Source organism: Nonomuraea sp. 10N515B, from assembly GCF_052245915.1.
GTDB lineage: Bacteria > Actinomycetota > Actinomycetes > Streptosporangiales > Streptosporangiaceae > Nonomuraea.
Genome location: NZ_JBQQBQ010000002.1, coordinates 115236 through 137587, shown reverse-complemented (window position 1 = coordinate 137587; position 22352 = coordinate 115236). Strand labels below are relative to the sequence as shown.

Here is a 22352-nt window from a genome sequence, read left to right as displayed (position 1 = left end):
CGGGCCCGGCTCAGAGCAGGAGCGCGGGCTCCATCACCTCGGCCGGGCACAACTGGGCGATCACGGCGCGGACCTGGCGGCGCAGGGCGGGATCGGCGAGATAACCGTCCTCGTCGAAGTGCGGGCAGGCAGGCGAGATCACCAGCTCGGCGCCCATCACGACGGCCCCGGCCGCCTGGAGCCGCTTGTACAACTCCGCCTGCGCCCACATGGCCCCGCAGGCTCGCGCGCTCGCGCTCATCACCGCCACATGCTTGCCGGTCAGCGCCTCACCGGCGGACATCCAGTCGAGGGTGTGGATCAGCTCGCCAGGCAACAGGCTGTGCTCGGGTGCGGTCATGAGCACCGCGTCCGACGCGGCGAGGAGCCCCAGGAGCTTTCGGACGGGCGCCGGCACCGGCCCGGCCGCGTACGACGGTATCTCGCCCAGTCCCGGCCACACCTGGAATCCGACGCCCTCGGGCAGCTCACCGCCCGCCGCATCCAGCAATCTGTTGATAAAAGACCCCTCGTGGAGGCCGGCGGCGATCCCGATGATTTTCACCCTCTGCTCCCAAGGGGTTCCGGTGTTACCGGGAAACCTGCCCGATGCCGTGGATGTCCAAGACCATCTCCGGGTCAAGAACGGTACGGCTGACGCGCCGCGGCGGCGTGGGAGCCTGCGTTCTTACCTCCTCGCGGCGGCGCGGGCCCTGCGTTCCTCACGGCGCTCGACGAACCTGGCCGCCGTCGCCTCCGTCTTGTCCAGGAACGCGGCCAGCTCCTCGCGCGCCTTGTCGCCCTCGGGGCCCAGGTCGCTCTTGTCGAACACCGACCACTGCCGCAGCACCGGCATGAGCACGTCGTCGAGGTGCAGGCGCAGGTCGTAGATGCCCTCGTTCGCGATGATCATGGCCTTGCGGACGAAGCCGTCGATGTTCGAGCCCGGCATCTGGAAGGTGGTGACGACGTCGGTCACCGCGCGCATGGTCTGGCTCGGGTCCAGCTCGAAGGCCGCCTTGAGCAGGTTGCGGTAGAAGAGCATGTGCAGGTTCTCGTCGGCGGCGATCCTGGCGAGCAGCCGCTCGCAGCCCTCGTCGCCGGAGGCCCTGCCGGTGTTGCGGTGCGAGATGCGGGTGGCCAGCTCCTGGAAGGAGACGTATGCCAGCTGCTGCAGCATGGTGCCGTAGTCGCTGATGAAGCCGTTCTCCATGTGCTGCATGCGGGCCCGCTCCAGCGCCACGGGATCGACGGCGCGGGTGACGGTCAGATAGTCGCGGATGGCGGTGCCGTGCCGGTCCTCCTCCGCCGTCCAGCGGTGCACCCATGTGCCCCACGCGCCGTCACGGCCGAACGTGGTGGCGATCTCATGGTGGTAGCTGGGGAGGTTGTCCTCCGTCAGGAGGTTCACGATGAGCGAGATGCGGGCCGCCTCGGGGATCTTCGAGTCGCTCTCCTGCCACGCCTCGCCCCCGTAGATGCCGTCGAAGTCGCGGCCCTCGCTCCACGGAATGTACTCGTGCGGGAACCACTCCTTGGCCATCTGGTGATGACGGTCGAGTTCCCCGGCGACCACGGGCTCGAGCTCGTGCAGCAGCTCAGTCTGAGTCATCGCCATAAAGATCTTCTCCTTCAGGTTACGGTACCGTAGGTTAGGTTACCCGAAGGACCTGTCGAGCGATTAACGGCATCCGTCCCGATTTAGCAGCCGATCGAGCTTGATGCCCAGATCGAGCATCTCCGAGCGGACGGAGCCGAACTCGTGGGCGAGCTCCGCCCGTACGGCCGCGAACCCCTCCACCATGTCGAGCCGCAGATCCCCGTCCTCGTCGCCCCTGTCCCCCGGCCGCGCGTTCACCGCCCGCCGCACGCCCTCGACCTCGGTCTGCACGGCGGCGACGTCCTCACCCAACTCGGCCCGGGCGGCGGCGAGCTCGGTGCGGAGCTCGGCGACCTCGGCCTGGAGATGCCTGGTCCGGTCGTCGACCTCACGCAGCAGGTCCCCATACCAGGCCGGCGTACCCGTCTGGAGAACCTCCCCCTGCACGTCCACAGACGCCCTACTTTCCTCTGCTTTCGTCACCATGCGGTTGCAATCAGTAGCGATGGTAATCAGCGGCTGACCGCGCCGAGTGCGGTTTTACCCATCAATCGACCGGAGCCCCCGGCCCGCCCAGGACCGGGGGCGCCGCGACGCCTCTACGCCCCGATCTTGTCCAGGACTCGATCCAGCTTGGCGTCAAGGGTCGAGACCTTGGCGTCGAGCTCGGATACGTCCGAGCGGATGGCTGCGATTTCGGTGTCGACGGCGGTGAATCGCTCATCCACGGCGGCGAATCGCTCATCTACGGCGGTGAATCGCTCATCGATGGCGGCGAATCGCATGTCCACGGCCGCGAACCCCGCGTTCATCTCCTTCCGAAGGTCGCCGACATCAGCCTTGACGTCGGCGATATCGTCCTTCATCACGGCGATGTCGCCGTCCATCCGGGCGATGTCGGTCTTCATCGCGGCGATGTCGCCGTCCATCCGGGCGATGTCGCCCTTCATCACCGTGATGTCGAGCTCGATGTTCTTCGTCCGGTTGTTGATCTCGCAGAGCAGGTCCGCGTGCCGATCCAGCTCTTTCGAGTGGTCCGACAGCAGTCCTCTCCTGCCCTTCACGCCCACGATCCCCTCTACGAAGTCCATGCGCTCCTTCAAGCCTTCGATCTCGGTCTGTACGTGCACGTGCCCCTCCCGTAGGTTGGCCGGAAGGGACCTGGCTACTAAGACTAGCCGGGTCCCACTTTCTGTCAGCACATGATTGCAGAGAGTGCGCGGGCGCGTCGCCACGAGGGAAGGCCACGGGAGTGGTTTTCTTACACCCGGTCTTCGATCTCCCACACGTGGTCGATGACATGCCAGGCGATGCGCCTGATGGCATACCGCGGCGGCCATTTGGCCGTCTGGGGCGGGGCCCAGGACCGGGAGAGGACCTCGGCCAGCTCGGCACGCATGGCGTCACGGTCCGCGACCGAGGTGAAGGGCTTGTGGCGGACGTCGACCATGCGGGCGTAGCCGCGCTCGGCCTCCACCACGTGATCCACGATCTTGCTGCGGTCCCGCCCGCCCCCGCGCGGGCCCTTGCGGAGCTCTTCCGGGGAGGCGGCGGCGACCTCGTCGAACAGGTCCCAGGCGGCACGGACCAGGGCGACCTGGCGCGCGGCCTCGTCGGCGGGCAGCGGCTCCTGGTCCAGGTCGGGCACCGCGTACGGCACGCCGAAGTCGGACGTGGGACTGCCGGGCACCCGGGCCACCACCACCGGGTCGCCCGGCGAGAAGGACAGGCCGGCGCGCTCGGCCACGACGCGGTAGCGGGGCACGTAGTCCATGAGGCGGTCGATGGCCGCCTCCTCACCCTTGGCGATCCGGCACCAGCCGGGCCAGTCGAGCGAGCAGGCGAACACCTTCTTGGGGCCGATCTCCAGGTACAGGCGGGTCATGACACATCAGCGTCCCATCTATACCTGTCAGCAGGGGTCAGGTTCAGATGAGGTCGATGAGGTCGGCCACCGAGTCGACGACGAGGGAGGGCCGGTAGGGGTAGCGGTCGATCTCCTCGCGCCGGGTGACGCCGGTGAGGACGAGGATGGTGTAAAGACCGGCCTCCATGCCGCACACGATGTCGGTGTCCATGCGGTCGCCGATCATCGCGGTGGTCTCGCTGTGGCCCTCGATGTCATTGAGCGCGCTGCGCATCATGCGGGGGTTGGGCTTGCCGACGAAGTAGGGGGCGACGCCGGTGGCCTTGGTGATGAGCGCGGCCACGGCGCCGCAGGCCGGCAGGGAGCCCTCGGTGGAGGGGCCGATGGAGTCGGGGTTGGTGGCGATGAAGCGTGCGCCGCCCTCGATGAGGCGGATGGCGCGGGTGATCTGGGTGAAGCTGTAGGTGCGGGTCTCGCCGAGCACCACGTAGTCGGGGTCGAGGTCGGTGAGGATGTAGCCGGCCCCGTGCAGGGCCGTGGTCAGCCCGGCCTCGCCGATCACGTAAGCCGACCCGCCCGGCCGCTGGTCGTCGAGGAACTGGGCGGTGGCCAGCGCGGAGGTCCAGATGGACGCGGCGGGCACGTCCAGTCCCGCGCCGGCCAGCCGCACGGACAGGTCGCGCTGGGTGTAGATCGAGTTGTTGGTGAGGACCCGGAACTTCTTGCCGGATTCGCTGAGCCGTTTGATGAATTCGTCCGCCCCGGGAACCGGCCGGCCCTCGTGGACGAGAACGCCGTCCATGTCGGACAACCAGGAGTCGATCCGCTTACGCTGAGTCACCCGGCCATCGTACCGAGCGCGCCCTGTCGACTTCCGTGCCGGTACGTGAACAATGTTCTTCATGTCGTTCACTGAATCCGCGCTGGACCTGCGGGACGAGCTGGTCCGCCTCAGGCACTCCCTCCACACCACTCCCGAGCTGGGTCTGCACCTTCCGCGAACCCAGGAGAAGGTGCTGGCGGCGCTGGACGGGCTGCCGCTGGAGATCAAGACGGGGACGGCGCTCAGCTCGGTGACCGCCGTGCTGCGCGGCGGCCGGCCGGGCCCGGCGGTGCTGCTGCGCGGGGACATGGACGCGTTGCCCGTGACGGAGAAGAACGACCTGCCGTACGTCTCCCAGCTGCCCGGCCAGATGCACGCGTGCGGGCACGACCTGCACACCGCGATGCTGGCGGGTGCGGCGCACCTGCTGAGCGCGCGGCGCGAGGAGCTGGCCGGCGATGTGATCTTCATGTTCCAGCCGGGCGAGGAGGGGCACGACGGCGCCAAGCACATGATCGCCGAGGGTGTGCTGGAGGCGGCGGGCGCGCGCCCGGTCGCGGCGTACGGCATGCACGTCGTGTCGGCGATGTTGCCCATCGGGCTGTTCGCCTCCCGCCCTGGGCCGATCATGGCGGCGGCGGACGTGTTCTGCGTGACGGTGAAGGGGCGCGGCGGGCACGGCTCCACTCCGCACCGGGCGCTGGACCCGATCCAGGCGGGGTGCGAGATGGTGAGCGCGCTGCAGACGATGGTGACCAGGACGTTCGACGTGTTCGACCCGGTGGTGGTGACGGTGGGCAGCTTCCACGGCGGGTCGGCGGACAATGTGATCCCGGACGAGGCCAGGTTCGAGGCCACGGTGCGCACGTTCAGCAAGGACAACCGGACGCTGGTCAAGCGCAGGCTGGTGGAGGTGGTGCAGGGCATCGCGGCGGCGCACGGGCTGGAGGTCGAGGCGTCGTTCGGGATGGGCTACCCGGTGACGGTGAACGACCAGAGCGAGGCCGAGTTCGTGGGGAGGACGGCCGACGAGTTGTTCGGCGCCGGCCGGTATTTCGTCTCGCCGCAGCCGGTGATGGGGTCGGAGGACTTCTCGTACGTGCTGGAGGAGGTGCCGGGGGCGTTCGTCTTCCTGGGCGCGTGCCCGCCGGACCGGGACCCGGCCACGGCGCCGTACAACCACTCGCCGGAGGCGATCTTCGATGACGCGGTGCTGCCGGACGGCGCCGCGCTCTACGCCACTCTCGCCTCCACACGTCTCGCCCCGTGAAAGCGTGGGTGGTGCGCGAGCCGGGGCCGATGGCGTCCGGGCCGCTGGCGCTGATCGAGCGGGAGATGCCCGAGCCCGGCCCTGACGAGGTGCTGGTACGGGTGGAGGCGTGCGGCGTGTGCCGTACCGACCTGCACCTGGCCGAGGGCGATCTCCAGCCGCGGCGGCCGCTCACCACCCCCGGCCACCAGGCGGTCGGCCGGGTCGTGGGCACCGGGCAGCGGGTCGGCGTGGCCTGGCTCCGCTCCACCTGCGGGACGTGCCGGTATTGCGCCAGGGGTATGGAGAACCTCTGCCCGGACTCCACCTACACGGGGTGGGACGCCGACGGCGGGTTCGCCGAATATCTGACGGCGCCCGCCGGCTACGTCTATCCCCTGCCGGACGACGTGCCCGCCGAGCGGCTGGCGCCGCTGCTGTGCGCGGGCATCATCGGCTACCGGGCGCTGGCGCGATGTGATCTGCCGCCGGGTGGGCGGCTCGGCATCTACGGGTTCGGGGCGTCGGCGCATCTGACCGCGCAGGCGGCCATCGCGCAGGGCGCCACGGTGCACGCGGTGAGCAGGTCGGCCGCGTCCCGGCGACTGGCGCTGGAGCTGGGGGCGGCCTCGGCCGGTGACCGGCCGCCGGAGCCGCTGGACGCGGCGATCCTGTTCGCGCCGGTGGGCGATCTGGTGCCGCCCGCGCTGGAGGCGCTCGACCGCGGCGGAACCCTCGCCATCGCCGGGATCCACCTGACCGACGTCCCGGTCCTGAACTACGACCGGCACCTGTTCCAGGAGCGCACCCTGCGCAGTGTCACCGCCAACACCAGGGCCGACGGGCGGGCATATCTGGAGCTCGCTCTGGCGCATCCGCCGCGCGTGAAAATCGCGCCCTACCCCTTCGCCGCCGCCGCTCAGGCGCTCACTGATCTGGCAAATGACCAGGTCAACGGGGCCGCCGTACTGATCATGACGTGAAGTTTTACTTGACGGCGCTTAGTTCCACTCCGCACACTCATGAAGGAAAGTTACATTAGCCTTACAACCTGTGGAGATTATTGACGCTGATGTGGCGTGATCGTAGTGTCCGGTCAATCCCTAGAGACATCCCCCGGAGCGGCAAATGAAGCGACTTGCAGCGGTAGTGGCGGTGCTGGGCCTGGCCGCCGCGACAGCGGCGTGCAGCGGCGGCCCCACCAAGTCAGGCGGCTCGGGCGGCGGTGGCGGCCTGTTCACCACGGTCGACGTGCTCAAGCCCGGTCTCGACGCCAGCGGCCCCGCGAACCCCTGGGCCCCTAAGGGCAACTCTTTCCTGGGCTACAACGCGATGAAGCTCGGCTGGGTCAGGAACCATCTTACCGACCCCAACCAGTTCTACCCGGGCATCGCGGCGAAGTGGGACATCGCTCCCGACAACTCCTCGATCACCCTCCACCTGCAGCCGAACGGCAAGTGGTCCGACGGCAAGCCGGTGACCGCCGAGGACGTCAAGCTGTCCCTGGGCATCGCCTACACGACCGGCAGCACCGCGTTCGCGGTCACGCCGGGCGCCGCCGGCGCGGCGGCCGACATCCAGGTCGTCGACGACAAGACCGTCAAGATCACTCAGGACATGAGCAACCCCAGCGCGAAGTTCGCCCGGGGTGTCATGGACAGCTTCGTCGTCCCCGCGCATGTGTGGAGCAGCGTGCTGCCCGCCGACTTCTGGGACAAGCTCAAGGCCTCCAAGGGCACCGGCGCCGAGGCAGACAAGGCGCGCGAGGAGATCCTGGCCATCGGCCAGAAGGTCCTCGCCTTCGCCCCGCCGAAGGACGTCTCCGGCGGCCCGTTCGTGCTGGAGCGCGTCAACCCCGGCGAGGCGCTGCTGCTGAAGAACAAGAACTTCTACAACGCCGCGAACATCGTTCCCGACCAGGTGAAGTTCCTCAACTACAGCGGCAACGAGCAGATCTGGAACTACCTGAGCGCCGGTAAGCTCGACCAGGCCGGCTTCACCGCCATGCCCACCGATGTGATGAACCGGATCAAGCAGGCGCCGGGCTCCAACGTCATCAGGGGCTTCTCGCCGGTGGCCGTCGGCATGGCGTTCAACCAGTCGAAGAAGCCGTACGACAACGTGCACGTGCGCCGCGGCCTGGCCTACCTGGTCAACCGCGACCAGGTGACCAAGGTGGCCTCGCCCGAGGGCGGCACCCCGGCCGTGACGACCTCCGGCATCCACCAGAAGCCGGCCCAGGAGTGGATCGGCTCGGAGCTGGCCGCCCTGGAGCCGTACAAGCACGACGTCGCCAAGGCGGAGGCCGAGTTCAAGGAGGCCGGCCTGCAGAAGAAGGACGGCAAGTGGACGCTGGCCGACGGCAAGCCGTGGAAGGTCACCATGACCGCGCCCGCGCCGTTCTCCGACTGGATCTCCGCGCAGGAGAACATCAAGAGCCAGCTGGTCGCGAACGGCGTCGACGCCGAGGTCGTGACCGTCGCGGACTATCCGGTCTACTTGGAGGAGCTCTCGGCCGGCAAGTACGACGTCGGCTTCTGGCTGATGGCGCTCGGCCCCGCGCCGTACGACATCTTCCAGCGCCTCTACGGCGCCTCCAACGGCTGGACCAACGTCGCCGGCAAGGTCGCGCACAGCGCGCCGGGCAAGGGCGGCAACTGGATGGGCAGCGCCGAGGAGATCGACGTCGAAGGCATCGGCAAGGTCAACCCCGGTGAGCTGACCGCCAAGCTGAACGCGGTCTCCGCCGAGGAGGCCAAGCCGATCATGGCCCAGCTGGCCAAGACCGCCAACCAGGATCTCCCCGCGATCCAGCTGTGGGACTACGTCAACACCCAGTTCACCAACACCACCCGGTTCGGTGGCTGGCCCGAGCAAGACGCCGATGTGCTGCGCCTCCCCGCGGGGGTGTGGATGCAGCTCGGCATGGTCAAGAAGAAGCAGTAATACATGGTTGTCATCGCACGCAGGCTCGCGGGCCATCTGGCCCGCGGGGTCGTCATGATCCTGGTCGTCGCCACGATCAGTTTCTTCATCGTCAGGAGCATCCCCGGCGATCCCGTCGCCGCGCACACGCAGAAACTGATCGAGCAGGGCATGTCGCCCGAGGCGGCCGAGCAGGCCACGCGTGTGCTGTACGGGTTCCAGCCGAAGGGCTCCCTCTGGGAGCAGTACGGGGACTACGTCTCCGGGCTGTTCACCTTCGACCTCGGCCAGTCCATCACCCACGCCGGCGCGCCGGTCACGGACGTGCTGGCCGAGGCGGCCAAGTGGACCGTTCTACCGGTGCTGGCCGGGACGCTGCTGAGCTTCCTCGTCGGCATCATCATGGGCGTCTACGCGGCCATCAAGCGCAGCGGCAAGCTCGGCGACGCGCTGGCGATCTCCGGGTCGCTGCTGCACGGCGTGCCCCAGTACGTGCTGGGGCTGCTGCTCACCACGATCTTCGCCACGCTCATCCCGATCCTGCCGAGCGACGGGCCCGTGGACATCCTGTATGAGCCCGGGTTCAACGCCGGCTACATCGGCTCGCTGGTCCAGCATGCGGTGCTGCCGGTGGCGACGTACGCGCTGTCGGCGTACGGCGGCTGGATCCTGGCCATGAAGTCCAGTGTCGTCACGGTGCTCGGCGACGACTTCATCCTGGCCGCGGAGCTGCGCGGGATGAAGCGCTCGATCATCTTCAGGTACATCGCGCGCAACGCGATCCTGCCGCTGTTCACGATCCTGGCGCTGTCGCTGGGTCTGCTGCTGGGCGGCGCGGTGTTCATCGAGCGCATCTTCAACTACCCAGGGCTCGGGAAGCTGCTGCTCGACAGCATCACGATGCGCGACTACGCGCTGATGGGCGGGGCGTTCCTGCTGATCACAGTCGCGATCATCGTGGCGAACATCCTCGCCGACCTGTTCTACAGCGTGATCGACCCGCGGGTCCGCAGCGGGGAGGAGGTGTCCGCATGAGTGTTCTCCTGGAGAGCTCATCCACCAGCGCCGCGATGCGCCGCAACTTCTGGCGGGGCGTCTGGCGGGTCATGAAGCGCAAGCCCAGCCGCCTGGTGGGCGCGGCGCTCATGATCGGGTTCGCGTTCATGGGCCTGTTCGGGCCGATGTTCTACCCGAACCCGCTGCCCGGCGACGCTGACCAGATCACCAGGCCGCCGAGCTGGGAGCACTGGCTCGGCACCGACGACCAGGGCAGGGACGTCATCGCGCTGGTCGTGACCGGGTCACGCTACGTGCTGCTCGCGGCGCTCGTCACCGCCGTCATCACGGTGGTCGTGGGCGCCGGGCTCGGGCTGTTCGCCGGCTTCAAGCGGGGCCGCTGGGACACGATCCTCATGCGGCTGACCGACATGAAGCTGACCATTCCCGGCCTGCCGCTGCTGCTGGTCCTGTCCACCGTATGGAAGTTCAGCAGCGCCGTGCAGATGGGCCTGGTGCTGGGGCTGCTCAGCTGGGGCGGCGTGGCGCGGGCGGTGCGGTCGCAGACGCTCTCGCTGCGCGAGCGCGGGTTCATCGAGGCGGCGCGCGGGCTCGGGCTGTCCACCTCCCACATCGTGGGCAAGGAGCTGCTGCCGAGCATGGCGCCGTACATCGCGATGAACATGCTGATCGCGATCACCGGCGGCGTGTACGCGCAGGTCGGCCTGTTCTTCCTGGGCGTGCTGCCGTACGAGTCGAACAACTGGGGCCAGATGCTCAACACGGCCGTGTTCCGCTCCGGAGCGCTGACCGTGCCGAGCGCGCTCGGCTTCCTGCTCGGGCCGCTGCTGGCGATCCTGCTGCTGACCCTGGCCATCGTGCTCGTGGTCGACGCCATGGACGAGATCTTCAACCCCCGGCTGCGTGAGGAGTAATACGTGCGGAAGCAAGCGCCGGGAGTGCGCATCGACGGCCTCACGGTCGTCTACAAGACCCCCGCGGGCGAGCTGCCCGCCGTCCGGGACATCAGTCTGACGCTGGAGCCCGGCACCATCACCGGCATCGTCGGCGAGTCCGGCTCCGGCAAGTCCACGCTGGCGTTGTCGCTGCTCAACGCGGTGCAGCCGCCGGGCAGGATCGCCGCGGGCAGCGTCGACATCGACGGGCTCGGCGACGTGGTCGCGCTGCGCGGCGAGGACCTGCGCAAGGCCCGCGGCAAGCACGTCGGGTACGTCTTCCAGGCGGCGCAGAACTCTCTCAACCCGCTCAAGACGGTCGGCAAGCAGCTACTCGACCTGGGCCGCTCGCACGGCGTGGACGACCTGCGCGGCCTGGTGCGCGAGGCCAAGGAGCTGCTCGGCCGCATGGGACTGGACGGGGCCAGAGTGCTGGACTCGCACCAGCACGAGCTGTCCGGCGGCATGCGGCAGCGGGTCGGCATCATGCTGGCCTTGGTGCTCAACGCCCACCTGGTGGTGCTGGACGAGCCGACGACCGCGCTCGACATGATCACGCAGGCCAATATCCTGAAGATCGTGCGCGAAGTGCACGCCGAGCGCGGCCTCACGACCCTGGTGATCACGCACGACATCGGCGTGGTGGCCGAGGTCGCCGACCGGCTGGCCGTCATGTACGGCGGCCGCCTGGTCGAGCAGGGCCCCACCAGGCAGGTGCTGGGCGCGCCGCGGCACCCGTACACCAGGGGTCTGATCAAAGCCATTCCGCGGCTCGTCGGCGACATCGCCGAGGCGCAGGCGCTGCCGGGACGGCCGCCGACGCTGGTGACCGTGCCGAAGGAGGGCTGCGTGTTCAGGGAGCGCTGCCCGCTGCGCATGGACGTCTGCGACACCGTGGATCCCGAGGCGCTGTCCGAGGGGCCGCGCGTCGTGGCCTGCCATGCCGTGAACGTGAAGGAGCACGCGTGATCACCGGAACCGGCATCGTCAAGACCTTCAAGCAGCGGGGCAAGGTGCTCGGCGCCCGTGAGGTCCAGGCACTGCGCGGCGTGGACTTCGCGATCCCGAAGGGCGGCGCGGCGTCGTTCATCGGCGAGTCCGGCTGTGGCAAGACCACGCTCGGGCGGATCATCGCGGGGCTGGAGACGTACGACGCGGGCGAGCTGCTCATCGACGACGTCGCCATGTCGCCGTTGAAGCCCAAGCACCGGCAGCCGCACTTCCGCAAGATCCAGTTGATCCACCAGGACCCGTACTCGGCCCTGAACCCGACCAGGACGATCCACCAGACCCTGTACGCGCCGCTGAGCCTGCGGGCCAGGCAGACGGGGCGGTCCTCATCCTGGATCGAGGAGCGGGCGGCCGAGGTGCTGACGCTGGTGGGCCTGGACCCCGGCACGGTGTTGTCGCGCTACCCGCACCAGCTGTCCGGCGGCATGCGGCAGCGCGTCGTCATCGCGCGGGCGCTGACCGTGGACCCGGAGATGCTGGTCGCCGACGAGGCCGTCTCGATGATCGACGTCTCGCTGCGGCTGGGCATCCTGGCACTGCTGAAGGACCTGCGCGAGCGGCTCGGCGTGAGCGTGCTGTTCATCACCCACGACGTGGCCACCGCCCGCTACATCGGCGACGACGGCGAGCTGTACGTCATCTACCGTGGGCAGGTGGTGGAGCGCGGCGCGGTGGACACGGTCATCGCCGACCCCGTGCACCCGTACACGCAGGCGCTGCTGTCGGCCATCCCGGTGCTGCACGGCCTGGAGCAGCCGGGCGAGCAGCCGGTGATGCCGCTGGAGACGCTGGACGACAGCCAGGCCGACACGGGCTGCCTGTTCGCCCGCCGCTGCCCGTTCCGCGGCGAGCGGTGCACGAGCGAACGGCCGCTGCTGCAGCTGACAGAAGGGGTGCCGCAGGAGCACGCGTGCTTCTACCCCGAGCGCCGCAGCGTGATCGCCCGCCCGATGAGCGAGGTGTGATGACGGCTGCAAAGCTCGCCGAGGCGGCGACGATCGCCGAGGCCGCGCTGACGCTGGACGCCGGGGAAGGCGCGGCCCTCGTGGAGCGGCTGTCGCGGCCGCCGGCTGACCGGCGGTGGACGGCGCTGACCGTGGACGGCGGCGTGGTGATGGCCTCCCTGTCCACCAAGGACCCCACCGTCGGCCACCTGGATCTGCTGGCCGTGCACCCGTCGGCCCAAGGGCAGGGGCGCGGCCGGGCGCTGGTGCTGGCGGCCGAGGAATGGCTGCGCGACCAGGGCGCACGACAGGCCCGCTGGGCCGGCAACCCGCCGTGCTACGCCTGGCCCGGCATCGACGTGCGCTACACCGCCGCCGCCTGCCTGGCCGAGAGCCTCGGCTACGAGCGCTACCACGTGGCCTGGAACATGACGGCCGACCTGACCGGCGACCTGTCCGTCGAGGAGGACCTCCAGCGCCTGGACCAGGCCGGAGTGGCCGTGCGCGCGGCTGGTGCGGACCGCGAGCGCGTCGCCGCGTTCGTCGCCGAGCACTGGAACGAGCGGTGGGCGTGGGAGGCCGCCAACGCGAGCGGGCTGCACTACGCCGAGCGCGACGGCACGATCCTCGCCTTCGCCGCCTGGGGCGCCCGGCCGGCCTGGTTCGGGCCCATGGGGACCGCGCCGGCCGCCCGCGGGCTCGGTCTCGGCCGGGTGCTGCTGCGCAGGTGCCTGGCCGAGCAGCGGGCCGCGGGCCAGGCCAGCGCGCAGATCGGATGGGTGGGGCCGCTGCGGTTCTACTCGCGGGCCGTGGGCGCGCGGGCCGAGCGCGTTTTCTGGCTCTACCGGCGCGACCTGGTGTGATGTCACGCGTAGAGCAGCCGTCCCGCCGGGCGACCCGGTGGCGGGCACAGATCGCGGGGGTCCGCACCGGACTCCAGGCGGCCGGCGAGCGTGCCGGAGCCCCACAGGTGGTCGAGGAACTCCAGCAGGCGGAAGTCGTCCGGGTAGAGCGTGCGGGCCACATGCAGCATCGACAGGCCGGTCAGCACCGGCCGGAACGTCTCGCGGTCGTGCACGTGCAGCTGCACCCCGCGTACGGGGACCCCGGCGTGCTTGTGGAACGTCGGCGTGAACCAGACGTCCCTGAACCGCACGCCGGACAGGCCGAGCGCATTGAGCTCGCAGGCGAGGCGCGCGTCCGCGTAGGGAGCTCCGACCAGCTCGAACGGCCTGGTCGTGCCGCGCCCCTCGGAGAAGTTCGTCCCCTCGAACAAGCCAGTCCCGGGGTAGACGAGCGCGGTGTCCGGGGTGGGCATGTTCACCGACGGCATCACCCAGGGCAGCCCGGTCTCGGCGTACGTCATGTCGCGCCGCCAGCCCGCCATCTCCACCACGGTCAGGTCCAGGTCGAACCCGAACAGCAGCGCCAGCTCCCCGGCCGTCCTGCCGTGCCTGATCGGCAGCGGGAACCTGCCCACGGAGCTGGCGAACGCCGGATCCAGCAGCGGCCCCTCGGTCACGGTCCCGCCGAGCGGGTTGGGCCGGTCCAGCACCACGAACCGCAGCCCCAGCCGGGCGGCCGAGGCCATCAGGTCGTACATCGTCCAGACGTAGGTGTAGAACCGGGCGCCCACGTCGGCGATGTCGAACACCAGCGTGTCCACGCCGGTGCCGGCCACCACCCGGTCCAGTGCCTCACCCGGCAGCTTGTGGGTGTCGTACACCGGCAGGCCGGTCCGGTCGTCCACGGTGTCGGCCTCGCTCCCGTCCGCCTGGGCGGTGCCGCGCAGGCCGTGCTCGGGGCCGAACAGGGCGGTCAGCCGTACCCCCGCGGCCAGCAACGCGTCCGGCGTGGGGGTCAGGTCGGGCAGGACTCCGGTGGGATTCGTGACCAGGCCGAGGCGGGAGCCTCCCGCGAGCGCGGGATCCGCCGACAGCCGTTCAGCTCCGGTACGCACATGTGCCATCAGGCCATTGTGCTGAAATATATTTACAAGAAGGAAGATTAGGGTGGAAATTAGCGTCATGATTGATCCGCTACGCGAGCTGTCCACCGAGCAGAGCGATCCTCGCTACAGCCAGATCGACCGGCTGCCGACGGAGCAGATCGCCCAACTGATGAACCAGGCCGACGCGGCCGTGCCCGCGGCCGTCGCGGTGGCCATCCCGGCCATCTCGGACGCCATCGACGCGATCTCCGCCAGGATGGCCGAGGGCGGCCGGCTGCTGTACGTCGGCGCGGGCACGTCGGGACGACTCGCCGTGCTCGACGCCAGCGAGTGCCCACCCACGTTCGGCACCGACCCGTCGCTGGTGCAGGGCATCATCGCGGGCGGACCCGACGCGCTCACCCGGTCCGTCGAGGGTGCGGAGGACGACGCCGAGGCAGGCGCCGCCGCCCTGCAAGACCTGGAGGCCGGCCCGCTGGACTCGGTGGTGGGCGTGTCCGCCAGCGGGCGGGCCCCTTTCGTGCTGGGCGCGCTGGCGGAGGCAGCCCGCCGCGGCGCGCTCACCGTGGGCCTGTCGTGCAACCTGGGCGCGCCGCTGTCGGCCGCCGCCGAGCACGCGATCGAGGTGGTCGTGGGGCCTGAGGTGGTGACCGGCTCGACGCGGCTGAAGGCGGGCACGGCTCAGAAGCTCGTGCTGAACATGATCTCCACGATCTGCATGGTCAAGCTCGGCCGCACCTACGGCAACCAGATGGTCGAGATGTCGGCGATGAACAACAAGCTCGCCGGCCGGGCGCTGCGCATGGTCACCGACATCACCGGTGCGGACGAGGAAACGGCGGGCGCGGCACTGGACGCGGCGGGCGGTCAAACGAAGATCGCGGTGCTGATGATCCAGCACGGGCTCGACGCGGAGGCGGCGCGCGCGCTGCTGGCTTCGCACGGAGAGCGCCTCAGCGACGCGCTGAGCGGCTGAACGGCCTCTCCTGGGGGAGAGGACGGGTTCGGGGCGACGGATACGGGGCTCGGGGCTTAGGGGGACGGGGATGTCCGATCGACGGGCTTAGGGGGACGGGGATGTCCGATCGGGCGGGTCGCATGACGGAGCTGCGGGCGATCCTGGAGGGCGCGGTGCCGCGGGTCTGCTCGGCGGCGGTCGCGCTGATCGCCGTGGACGGCGCCGTGGCCGCCGCGGCCGCGACCGGCGAGCTCGTACGCTACGCCGACGCCGGGGGAACCCTCACCGCCGACCGGCCGCCCGCGCGCCGCGACTCGATCTTCGACCTGGCCTCGATCAGCAAGCTCTTCACCACGGTCGTGCTGCTCTCCCTGGCCGAGGAGGGCCGCATCGCCCTGGACGAGCCGGCCGCCGCCTGGATCCCCAGCCTGGACCGGCGCATCACGCTCCGCCGGCTGCTCACCCACACGGCGGGCCTGACCCCGACCCGCCGCATCGATCTGGAGCTGCCCGCCGCGGACCCGGCCGAACGTCTGGCCGCGATGCTCGAGACACCGATCAGCCACCCGGTCGGCGGGCCCTACCTCTACAGCGACGTCGGCATGATCATGGCCGGCCGGCTGGCCGAGTTGACCGGCGGCGCGCCCCTCGACGTGCTCGTGCGCTCCCGCATCACCGATGTGCTCGGCCTGGCCGACACGGGCTACCGGCCGGGCGCGCTGCCGCGCGTCGCCGCCACCGAGTGGAAGCCCGAGCGCCCGGGACCCGGCTGTGTGCGCGGCGAGGTGCACGACGAGACGGCGTACGCGCTGGGCGGCGTGGCCGGCCACGCCGGGCTGTTCGCCACGGTCGACAACCTGCTGGCCTTCGGCGAGGCGCTGCGGCTCGGCGGCGGGCCCGTGCTGCGGCCGGAGAGCGTGGCCGAGATGGTGCGCGATCAGGGCGCCGAGGGCGCCGCCTTCCGGCATGGGCTGGGCGTGCGGATCGGCGACCCGGCCCTCGCAGGCACGCCGGGCGACGGCGCGTACGGCCACTCCGGCTTCACCGGCACCTCGCTCCTCATCGACCCGACCCGCCGGCTCACTGTGGTGCTGCTGACCAACGCCGTCCACCCGGTGCGGGGCCGCGACGGCATCCGCGAGCTGCGCCACGCCGTCGCGGGCGAGGCGCAGCGTTTGGCATAACCTTCGAAGTATGGCTGTCCATCTCAATCACACCATCGTGCCGGCGAAGGACAGAGACGAGACCGCCGCCTTCTTCGTCGACGTGCTCGGCCTCGACCCGGCGCCGGTTTACGGTCCGTTCCGCGTGGTCACGCTGGGCAATGACGTCTCGCTCGACGTGGTCCAGGTCGACGGGCCGGTGCCCCAGCAGCACTACGCGTTCCTCGTCAGCGAGGAGGAATTCGACCAGATCCAGGGCCGGATCAAGGAGCGCGGCCTCACCTACTGGGCGGACCCGTTCCACCAGGAGCCGGAGCGGATCAACACCAACGACGGAGGCCGCGGGCTCTACTGGTCCGACCCCAACGGCCACAACCTGGAGATCATCACGGTCCCGTACGGCGGCGGCTAGGGCGCCAGCGCCTCCATCGCCTCCTCGGCCCGGCGCATGGCCTCCTTCGGGTCGGCGGTGACGATCTCGTGGTCGAAGTTGAGGTCGTGGAAGACGTCCGTCACGCCGGCGGCGGCCAGCTCGTCCAGGTCCCGCCTGATCTTGTCGTACGGGCCCGTCAGCGGGCGTCTACCGTCGTCCCTGACCTGGGTGACGCCGCGGCACACGAACCTGAACGCGGCCGCGTCCCGCCCGGACTCCGCCAACGCCGACGTGATCAGCTCCACCCGCCCGGCGATGGCCGACAGGTCCTCCCTGCTGGAGCTCACCCATCCGTCGGCCAGCCGCGCGGCGCGCCGCAGCGCGACCTCGGCGGTGCCGCCGAGCAGGATCGGCGGCGGCCCCGGCACGGGCTTGGGGTCGATGTGGGCCGGCGGCACCCGGTAGAACTCGCCCTCATGGTCGACCACGTCATCCGTCCACGCCTTGCGCAGCACCTCGACGAATTCCTCGCCCCTGCGCCCCCGCCGCTCGATGCCCACACCCGACGCCTCGAACTCCTCCGGCAGCCAGCCGAGGCCGATCCCCGCCGTGAGCCGGCCTCCGGACAGCGTCTGCAGCGTGGCCAGCTGCTTGGCCAGCAGCACCGGCGGCACGTACGCGTTGATCACCGCCACGGCCAGCCCGATGCGGCCCGTCATACCCGACAGGTGGGCCAGGGTGGCGATCGGGTCGTGCACGCTGCGGTAGGTCGGACCCATCGGATGCCCGACCGGGTACAGCAGCCGCTGGAACGTCCAGAGATCGTGATAGCCGAGCTCCTCGGCCCGTACGGCGATGCGGCGCATGTTCTCGGGTGTGGCCCAGGGCCCTGACTGCGGTACGGCGAAACCGATTCTCATGCACCCTAGTCTGACCGACGCGAAATCGTCCCAGAAATGAGCCTGTGACCTGCGAAGAAGCACGAGACGAGCCGCCCACCGGCGTGGCCACCCGGTCGGCTGCACCAGCTACAACACCACCGTGCCGCCCCTGTACACCGACATGATCTTCGGCACGGGCCCTGGCACACTCGGCGTGGTTGAGCTCCAGGGCGCGCCTGGCCGGGGTCGGTCAGCAGATCGAAGGTCACCTCTACGCTGTGCGCGTGACGACTGAACCCCCGCGCGACGCCGCGCCGCCCCGGAGCGGGCAGCTTGCCAAAGAGGATCGCCTGGGGCGCTCTCGCGCTGTTCCTGGCCGCGTTCGCCGTTTTCGAGAGCCAGAAGTACGGCCTTCCAACCACGGCCGCCGCGCTGGTGTTCTTCGTGCTACCCGATCTGACGCGGCTCGCCGGGGTCCGCCCGCCCGGCGCGCTCCACCAGGCCGTGAACCGCGTGTGGATCCCGCTCGTGGTGCTGGTGGCTACACCTTCGGGCCGATCGTGTGGCCGCCACTCTTCACGGCCGGCCTGGGCTGGCTCACCCGCATCGCCCTCGCTCGGATGCTCGGACGCGGGCTCGCCCCCACCTGACCGGGAGGCAGCTTGCCGCGTTCAGCGTGCTTTCCCGCTGGGTCCGGGTCAGGAGACCGCCGAGTGAGTCAGCGCCTCGGCCGACCGACCGCCATCTCGTGACCGTCTGCGAGCTGAGGACCGATCTCCAGCGCGGTCTCGGGCGGAGGGGTCACGGCGAGCCGTCCGGCGTCGAATACGCCACCACATGCCTGCTGATGTGGAACCGACTCCCACGGCCGAGATGGGGGCTTCACCTATCAGCCGTCAGACGGCGAAGCGCACGGCACTATATTGCATTGCCCGCTCACCATTGCGGACCCGAGGGAGACGTGTGAACGACAGCGTGTCGTTGGCCCAGCTTGTCCATCGTCTGGAAGAGGTAGTGGGCGAGCTACGAGGAATCCCCGTCGACGTCGAGCGGGTGGATGACGACGCGCTCGCCCGGCAGCAGATCGCGCAGGCCGTCCCCGCGGCCGGCGAGCTACGCGCCATGCACCCCTTGGGCTCGATGGAGCAGGGCTCCCAGGAGCATAAGAGCAGACGCAGTGTGCTCGATGCCCTGCAGCGTGGCATGACGATGCGCACGATCGTCCACGCGAGCGTGCTGGACGACCCTCGCAAGGCGGCCCGCATCAGGCAGTTGCATGTCTCCGGTGACCTGCACCGGGTCGTCGACGAGCCGATTCAGCAGGTGCTCATCTTCGATCGCGCGGTGGCGTTCCTGCGGATGGCCCCCTTCGTCTACGCGCCGGGCACTCTGGTGATCAGGCAGCAGAGTCTGCTCACCGCCCTCATTGACCTGTTCGAGCGAACCTGGGCCAAGGCCAGGGAGGTCGACGAGCCGACCCACAGGCTGAGTATCCGCGAGCGCGAGGTGCTCGCCCTGATCGCGGAGGGGCGCTCCAACAGCGCCGTCGCGCGCGCCCTGTCGATCACGGAGGCAGCCGTTGGCAAGCACGTGGCCAGCGTGTTCGCCAAGCTCAAGCTGCCCGAGACGCCCGACGACAACCGGCGGGTGCTGGCGGTGCTGGCCTACCTGCGCGGCACAGTGAGGTAGTGCCAACCCGACCACGTTCTCGCCCCAGCCCCCATGCAGACGCAGTCTCGGGCGCAGTTCGATGACGTCATGCAGCGAATGACTGGATTACTGGTTGGCGCGATCTTCGGCGCGGTCTTCGTCGTCGTCAACGCGCAGAGCCCGCTGAACGCCGTGACCGTGAACCTTCTGCGGGCAGCCGCCTGCGTGGCGGCCGCGAGCGTCATCGGCATGTGGTTTGTCACTGCCCGGAGGGAGCGTTCCGCCGCGCGCCCCCAGCGGAACATGTTCGGTCGTGGCTACCTGATCGTCGTCGCCGCCGAGGCGATCCTGCTCTTCGGCGGGCTTCGGATGCTGGCCGCCTGGGGACATCCTGAGCAGGCCAACGTGGCGTGGGTGGCCTTGGTGGTGGGCGTGCATTTCATCGCGTTGGCGCCGGTCTGGAAGGACTGGGGCATCGCCGTACCGGGCGTGGTTCTCACCCTGCTCGGTGGCGGCGGTCTGGTTCTGGCGTTGACGGCCACCGTCGCCTGGGTACCGTTCATCAGCGGCGTGCTGTCCGGGGTGGTGCTGCTGACTGGCGCCATCGCCTTCGGTTGGCGCGCTGTGACGACTCGGACGGCCTGACCGGCTGACTCCGGGCGGCAAGCTCGTGATGTCGTGCGCGCCGGCCGTCCCGGGCAGCTACGGCATCCAGGGCATGTACGGGGTGGAGCCAGCGCCGAGCGATCGCGTCCGGCGGCATGAACCGCCCATACCGCCGAATAGTCTGTACGAGTGGGTCTGGAGGAGGAGCTGGCGGGCATAGCCGCCACGTACGGCGGCGCGGGAGCCCCCGTGTTACACCCGACGCGCACGGACGTCGTCGTGCTCCGCAGAGGCGAGGTCGTGGTCAAGGCCCATTCCGCCCGCGACGACGGCGACGCCCTGCGCGTCCGGCTGCGGGCCGCCGCCGCGGCCGCGGTCAGCGGCGTCATGCTGGCCCCGCTGCACCCCGAGGTGCTGGCGGCCGGCGGGCGCGCGGTGACGGTCTGGCCCGCCGGGAGCCCCGTCGCGCAGGACGACCCCGATGCGGCACCCTGGGAGGAAGGGGCCAGACTGCTGGCCGCCCTGCACGCCACCCCCCTCACGCTGCTGCCGGCGCTGCCCGCCGCCGGGGGGCCGGCGCGGGCCGCCCGCGCGGTGGGGCGCATGACCGGTGACGGGCCCGTCGAGCAGCTCATCAGGCGGGCGTTCAAGGAGCTGCCGGAGTCGGCGCCCGCCCCGGGGCTGCTGACGCACGGCGACTGGCACCTGGGGCAGCTCGTCTGCCGCGACCGCTGGCTGCTCATCGACGTGGACGACCTCGGCGTCGGCGACCCGGCGTGGGACCTGGCCAGGCCGGCCGCCTGGTACGCCGCGGGGCTGCTGGATCCGGCGGTGTGGGAACGGTTCCTCGGCGCGTACCTGGCGTCCGGCGGGCCGGCGCTCGGCCGGGGGGACGACCCGTGGCGGCGGCTCGACGTGCCGGCCAGGGCGCTCACCGTGCAGCTGGCCGCGGTGGCCGTGGTCAACGCCGAGCGCGACGGGCGGGAACTCGACGAGGTCGAACACTCGTTAGTCGAGTCGTGCAACAGAATCGTCCGAGCGTGACGGGGTTGCGCGCGGTAGGTTTCATCCTGCAAGCCCCAACCAAGGAGAGCGACTTAGATGCAGTGCCCTAAGTGCCGCGGGAACATGCGGACCTATGAGCGCAACGGCGTCCACATCGAGCAGTGCGACAACTGCCGGGGGATCTTTCTCGACTACGGCGAGCTGGAGACGCTGACCAGGATGGAGACGCAGTACCACGCGGCTCCCCCGCCGCCCGCCGCCCCCGGCCCGGCCTGGGGCGCGCCGCACGGCGGCGGTCACCACTACGGCCACCACCGGCAGCGCAGCTGGGTGGGCATGCTGTTCTCGACCTGATCTCATCGGCGAGGCGAGGGCCGCGCACCGGGCGGGTACGCGGCCCTGACGCCTGCCGAGCCTCAGCTGGGGAAGTCGCCCGGGTCCACGGGCGCCGTACGGGCGTTGCCGCCCGAGATGGCGTGCAGCGTGACCCGCCAGTCGTGCCAGCGGATCTGCGTGGCGGTGAAGGTGGTCTTGAACGTCACCGCCTTCTGGAACCGCTCGAAGCTGCACTCGCGGGTGAACGCCTTGCTCTTGCCGTCCCAGTCCACGCCGTGCGTGAAGAAGATCTTGTAGCTGCCGTCCCGCACGCCCCGGACCTTGAACTTCGCCTTCTTGCGCACGTACACGCTGAAGGCCTTGCTGCCGCCTCGTACGACGGTGACCACGGCGTCGCGCGGGGCGCCGTTGTCGATCTCCAGTGAGCTGCGGCCGTTGAGCGTGCTGCCCTTGCGGACGAACGAGCCGTTGCTCAGCCGCCTGGTCTGCTTGCGCCCGGCCTTCACGCTCACGATGTCCGCCGGGTAGTCGCCGGCGCTCTGCAGAGCCTCGCCCGCCTCGTCGAGGGCGGCCAGCTTGTCGTCGAGGTCGATGAGCACGGCCGACGACGTGCACAGGTCCCTGGCGCCGACCTTGCCCTCCGTGGACCCCAGCTCGCTGGCGAAGTCCCGCAGGCTCGCCACGTACGCGTCGTGCTGGGCGCGTACGGTGTCGGGCGGGTTGAGGGCGCCCAGCGCGTCGGCGGCCCCGCTCAGCGCCTCCTCGGCCTTGGTCACCCGCTGGTCCAGCGCCTTGACGTCGCGCGCGCCCGCCAGGGCGCTGATCGCGCCGGACAGGGACTTGTGCCTGCTGTCGAGCTCGGCCTTGTATGCCTCGGGCGTGAGCGCCGCCGGGCTCGGGCTGCTGCTCGGCGTGCTGCCGCCGTCGGCCCCGACGCCGCCCGTGTCGCCCGTGCCGCCGGCGACGCCGCTGACCCTCGGCTCGCCGCCCTCAGGGGTCGGCACGGAGGGGGAACACGCGCTGAGCGTGAGTGTCGCTAAAGCGAGAACGCACGAGATCAACCGGGGTGCAGCCACCTG

At 70.2% G+C, this 22352-nt stretch carries 24 protein-coding genes; 15 read left to right on the top strand and 9 right to left on the bottom strand.

Annotation, left to right across the window (positions count from 1 at the left end):
* Positions 1-10: 10 nt before the first annotated feature.
* From ACTWQA_RS03035 to ACTWQA_RS03010, 6 genes are all read right to left on the bottom strand, one after another.
* Positions 11-544: an NADPH-dependent FMN reductase gene (locus tag ACTWQA_RS03035; RefSeq protein WP_443157765.1), complete on the bottom strand. Its 534-nt coding sequence runs from the start codon at positions 542-544 to the stop codon at positions 11-13.
* Between the two features lie 123 nt (positions 545-667).
* Positions 668-1591 carry an acyl-ACP desaturase gene (locus ACTWQA_RS03030; RefSeq protein ID WP_443157764.1) on the bottom strand — a complete coding sequence of 308 codons (924 nt, stop codon included), beginning with the start codon at positions 1589-1591 and terminating at the stop codon, positions 668-670.
* 69 nt (positions 1592-1660) lie between these two features.
* Positions 1661-2032 (bottom strand): hypothetical protein, encoded by a 372-nt coding sequence (locus ACTWQA_RS03025; RefSeq protein ID WP_443157763.1) that lies wholly within the window; start codon positions 2030-2032, stop codon positions 1661-1663.
* Positions 2033-2178: 146 nt separating this feature from the next.
* Positions 2179-2814, bottom strand: coding sequence for a hypothetical protein (locus tag ACTWQA_RS03020; RefSeq protein WP_443157762.1), 636 nt, complete (start codon positions 2812-2814; stop codon positions 2179-2181).
* 26 nt (positions 2815-2840) lie between these two features.
* The gene (locus ACTWQA_RS03015) at positions 2841-3464 is read right to left on the bottom strand and encodes a hypothetical protein (protein ID WP_443157761.1); all 624 of its coding nucleotides are present in this window, start codon (positions 3462-3464) and stop codon (positions 2841-2843) included.
* 43 nt (positions 3465-3507) lie between these two features.
* Positions 3508-4287 (bottom strand): HAD-IIA family hydrolase, encoded by a 780-nt coding sequence (locus tag ACTWQA_RS03010; RefSeq protein ID WP_443157760.1) that lies wholly within the window; start codon positions 4285-4287, stop codon positions 3508-3510.
* A gap of 61 nt (positions 4288-4348) precedes the next feature.
* On the opposite strand from ACTWQA_RS03010, the gene ACTWQA_RS03005 reads away from it, so the two are divergent.
* The 8 genes from ACTWQA_RS03005 (at position 4349) to ACTWQA_RS02970 (ending at position 13213) form a co-directional block, all read left to right on the top strand.
* Positions 4349-5539 carry a M20 metallopeptidase family protein gene (locus ACTWQA_RS03005; protein WP_443157759.1) on the top strand — a complete coding sequence of 397 codons (1191 nt, stop codon included), beginning with the start codon at positions 4349-4351 and terminating at the stop codon, positions 5537-5539.
* Entirely contained in the window at positions 5536-6501 is a 966-nt protein-coding gene (locus ACTWQA_RS03000; protein ID WP_443157758.1) for a zinc-dependent alcohol dehydrogenase family protein, read from the top strand. The genes ACTWQA_RS03005 and ACTWQA_RS03000 overlap by 4 nt, the downstream gene beginning before the upstream one ends.
* 145 nt (positions 6502-6646) lie before the next feature.
* Positions 6647-8464 (top strand): ABC transporter substrate-binding protein, encoded by a 1818-nt coding sequence (locus ACTWQA_RS02995; protein ID WP_443157757.1) that lies wholly within the window; start codon positions 6647-6649, stop codon positions 8462-8464.
* Positions 8465-8467: 3 nt separating this feature from the next.
* The gene (locus ACTWQA_RS02990) at positions 8468-9478 is read left to right on the top strand and encodes an ABC transporter permease (RefSeq protein ID WP_327582778.1); all 1011 of its coding nucleotides are present in this window, start codon (positions 8468-8470) and stop codon (positions 9476-9478) included.
* Positions 9475-10374 carry an ABC transporter permease gene (locus tag ACTWQA_RS02985; RefSeq protein WP_305918028.1) on the top strand — a complete coding sequence of 300 codons (900 nt, stop codon included), beginning with the start codon at positions 9475-9477 and terminating at the stop codon, positions 10372-10374. Before ACTWQA_RS02990 ends, ACTWQA_RS02985 begins: the two co-directional genes overlap by 4 nt.
* A gap of 3 nt (positions 10375-10377) precedes the next feature.
* A complete protein-coding gene (locus tag ACTWQA_RS02980; protein WP_443157756.1) occupies positions 10378-11364 on the top strand; it encodes an ABC transporter ATP-binding protein in 987 nt (328 codons plus the stop codon).
* Positions 11361-12371: an ABC transporter ATP-binding protein gene (locus ACTWQA_RS02975; protein WP_443157755.1), complete on the top strand. Its 1011-nt coding sequence runs from the start codon at positions 11361-11363 to the stop codon at positions 12369-12371. Before ACTWQA_RS02980 ends, ACTWQA_RS02975 begins: the two co-directional genes overlap by 4 nt.
* Positions 12371-13213 carry a GNAT family N-acetyltransferase gene (locus ACTWQA_RS02970; protein WP_443157754.1) on the top strand — a complete coding sequence of 281 codons (843 nt, stop codon included), beginning with the start codon at positions 12371-12373 and terminating at the stop codon, positions 13211-13213. Before ACTWQA_RS02975 ends, ACTWQA_RS02970 begins: the two co-directional genes overlap by 1 nt.
* 2 nt (positions 13214-13215) lie before the next feature.
* On the opposite strand, the gene ACTWQA_RS02965 is transcribed toward ACTWQA_RS02970, so the two are convergent.
* Positions 13216-14319, bottom strand: a complete 1104-nt coding sequence (locus tag ACTWQA_RS02965) for an exo-beta-N-acetylmuramidase NamZ family protein (RefSeq protein ID WP_443157753.1) — start codon at positions 14317-14319, stop codon at positions 13216-13218.
* A 58-nt stretch (positions 14320-14377) separates the two neighbouring features.
* Between ACTWQA_RS02965 and murQ the strand changes: the two genes are divergently transcribed.
* The 3 genes from murQ to ACTWQA_RS02950 all read left to right on the top strand — a co-directional run bounded on the left by murQ (position 14378) and on the right by ACTWQA_RS02950 (position 16834).
* Complete coding sequence (murQ, locus tag ACTWQA_RS02960) at positions 14378-15277, top strand: N-acetylmuramic acid 6-phosphate etherase (RefSeq protein WP_305918033.1); 900 nt, start codon at positions 14378-14380, stop codon at positions 15275-15277.
* 101 nt (positions 15278-15378) lie between these two features.
* Positions 15379-16443 carry a serine hydrolase domain-containing protein gene (locus ACTWQA_RS02955; protein ID WP_443157752.1) on the top strand — a complete coding sequence of 355 codons (1065 nt, stop codon included), beginning with the start codon at positions 15379-15381 and terminating at the stop codon, positions 16441-16443.
* 10 nt (positions 16444-16453) lie between these two features.
* Positions 16454-16834 (top strand): VOC family protein, encoded by a 381-nt coding sequence (locus ACTWQA_RS02950; RefSeq protein WP_443157751.1) that lies wholly within the window; start codon positions 16454-16456, stop codon positions 16832-16834.
* Here ACTWQA_RS02950 and ACTWQA_RS02945 read toward each other — a convergent pair.
* On the bottom strand, positions 16831-17715 hold the full coding sequence (locus ACTWQA_RS02945; RefSeq protein WP_443157750.1) for a TIGR03619 family F420-dependent LLM class oxidoreductase: 885 nt from the start codon (positions 17713-17715) through the stop codon (positions 16831-16833). The genes ACTWQA_RS02950 and ACTWQA_RS02945 overlap by 4 nt on opposite strands.
* Positions 17716-18639: 924 nt before the next feature.
* On the opposite strand from ACTWQA_RS02945, the gene ACTWQA_RS02940 reads away from it, so the two are divergent.
* From ACTWQA_RS02940 to ACTWQA_RS02925, 4 genes are all read left to right on the top strand, one after another.
* Complete coding sequence (locus ACTWQA_RS02940) at positions 18640-19365, top strand: LuxR C-terminal-related transcriptional regulator (protein WP_443157749.1); 726 nt, start codon at positions 18640-18642, stop codon at positions 19363-19365.
* A gap of 33 nt (positions 19366-19398) precedes the next feature.
* Complete coding sequence (locus tag ACTWQA_RS02935) at positions 19399-19971, top strand: hypothetical protein (protein ID WP_443157748.1); 573 nt, start codon at positions 19399-19401, stop codon at positions 19969-19971.
* 150 nt (positions 19972-20121) lie between these two features.
* Positions 20122-20976, top strand: a complete 855-nt coding sequence (locus ACTWQA_RS02930; protein ID WP_443157747.1) for an aminoglycoside phosphotransferase family protein — start codon at positions 20122-20124, stop codon at positions 20974-20976.
* A gap of 57 nt (positions 20977-21033) precedes the next feature.
* The gene (locus ACTWQA_RS02925; protein WP_305918041.1) at positions 21034-21291 is read left to right on the top strand and encodes a TFIIB-type zinc ribbon-containing protein; all 258 of its coding nucleotides are present in this window, start codon (positions 21034-21036) and stop codon (positions 21289-21291) included.
* Between the two features lie 62 nt (positions 21292-21353).
* On the opposite strand, the gene ACTWQA_RS02920 is transcribed toward ACTWQA_RS02925, so the two are convergent.
* Positions 21354-22277: a hypothetical protein gene (locus tag ACTWQA_RS02920; protein ID WP_443157746.1), complete on the bottom strand. Its 924-nt coding sequence runs from the start codon at positions 22275-22277 to the stop codon at positions 21354-21356.
* Positions 22278-22352 lie beyond the last annotated feature (75 nt).

Coding starts and splice junctions, on each gene's coding strand:
- ACTWQA_RS03015 (WP_443157761.1), bottom strand. CDS start 3,464: ATGACCCGCCTGTACCTGGAGATCGGCCCCAAGAAGGTGTTCGCCTGC.
- ACTWQA_RS02985 (WP_305918028.1), top strand. CDS start 9,475: ATGAGTGTTCTCCTGGAGAGCTCATCCACCAGCGCCGCGATGCGCCGC.
- ACTWQA_RS03030 (WP_443157764.1), bottom strand. CDS start 1,591: ATGACTCAGACTGAGCTGCTGCACGAGCTCGAGCCCGTGGTCGCCGGG.
- ACTWQA_RS02965 (WP_443157753.1), bottom strand. CDS start 14,319: ATGGCACATGTGCGTACCGGAGCTGAACGGCTGTCGGCGGATCCCGCG.
- ACTWQA_RS02925 (WP_305918041.1), top strand. CDS start 21,034: ATGCAGTGCCCTAAGTGCCGCGGGAACATGCGGACCTATGAGCGCAAC.
- murQ (WP_305918033.1), top strand. CDS start 14,378: ATGATTGATCCGCTACGCGAGCTGTCCACCGAGCAGAGCGATCCTCGC.
- ACTWQA_RS02935 (WP_443157748.1), top strand. CDS start 19,399: ATGCAGACGCAGTCTCGGGCGCAGTTCGATGACGTCATGCAGCGAATG.
- ACTWQA_RS02955 (WP_443157752.1), top strand. CDS start 15,379: ATGTCCGATCGGGCGGGTCGCATGACGGAGCTGCGGGCGATCCTGGAG.
- ACTWQA_RS02995 (WP_443157757.1), top strand. CDS start 6,647: ATGAAGCGACTTGCAGCGGTAGTGGCGGTGCTGGGCCTGGCCGCCGCG.
- ACTWQA_RS02970 (WP_443157754.1), top strand. CDS start 12,371: ATGACGGCTGCAAAGCTCGCCGAGGCGGCGACGATCGCCGAGGCCGCG.
- ACTWQA_RS03005 (WP_443157759.1), top strand. CDS start 4,349: ATGTCGTTCACTGAATCCGCGCTGGACCTGCGGGACGAGCTGGTCCGC.
- ACTWQA_RS02990 (WP_327582778.1), top strand. CDS start 8,468: ATGGTTGTCATCGCACGCAGGCTCGCGGGCCATCTGGCCCGCGGGGTC.
- ACTWQA_RS02945 (WP_443157750.1), bottom strand. CDS start 17,715: ATGAGAATCGGTTTCGCCGTACCGCAGTCAGGGCCCTGGGCCACACCC.
- ACTWQA_RS02950 (WP_443157751.1), top strand. CDS start 16,454: ATGGCTGTCCATCTCAATCACACCATCGTGCCGGCGAAGGACAGAGAC.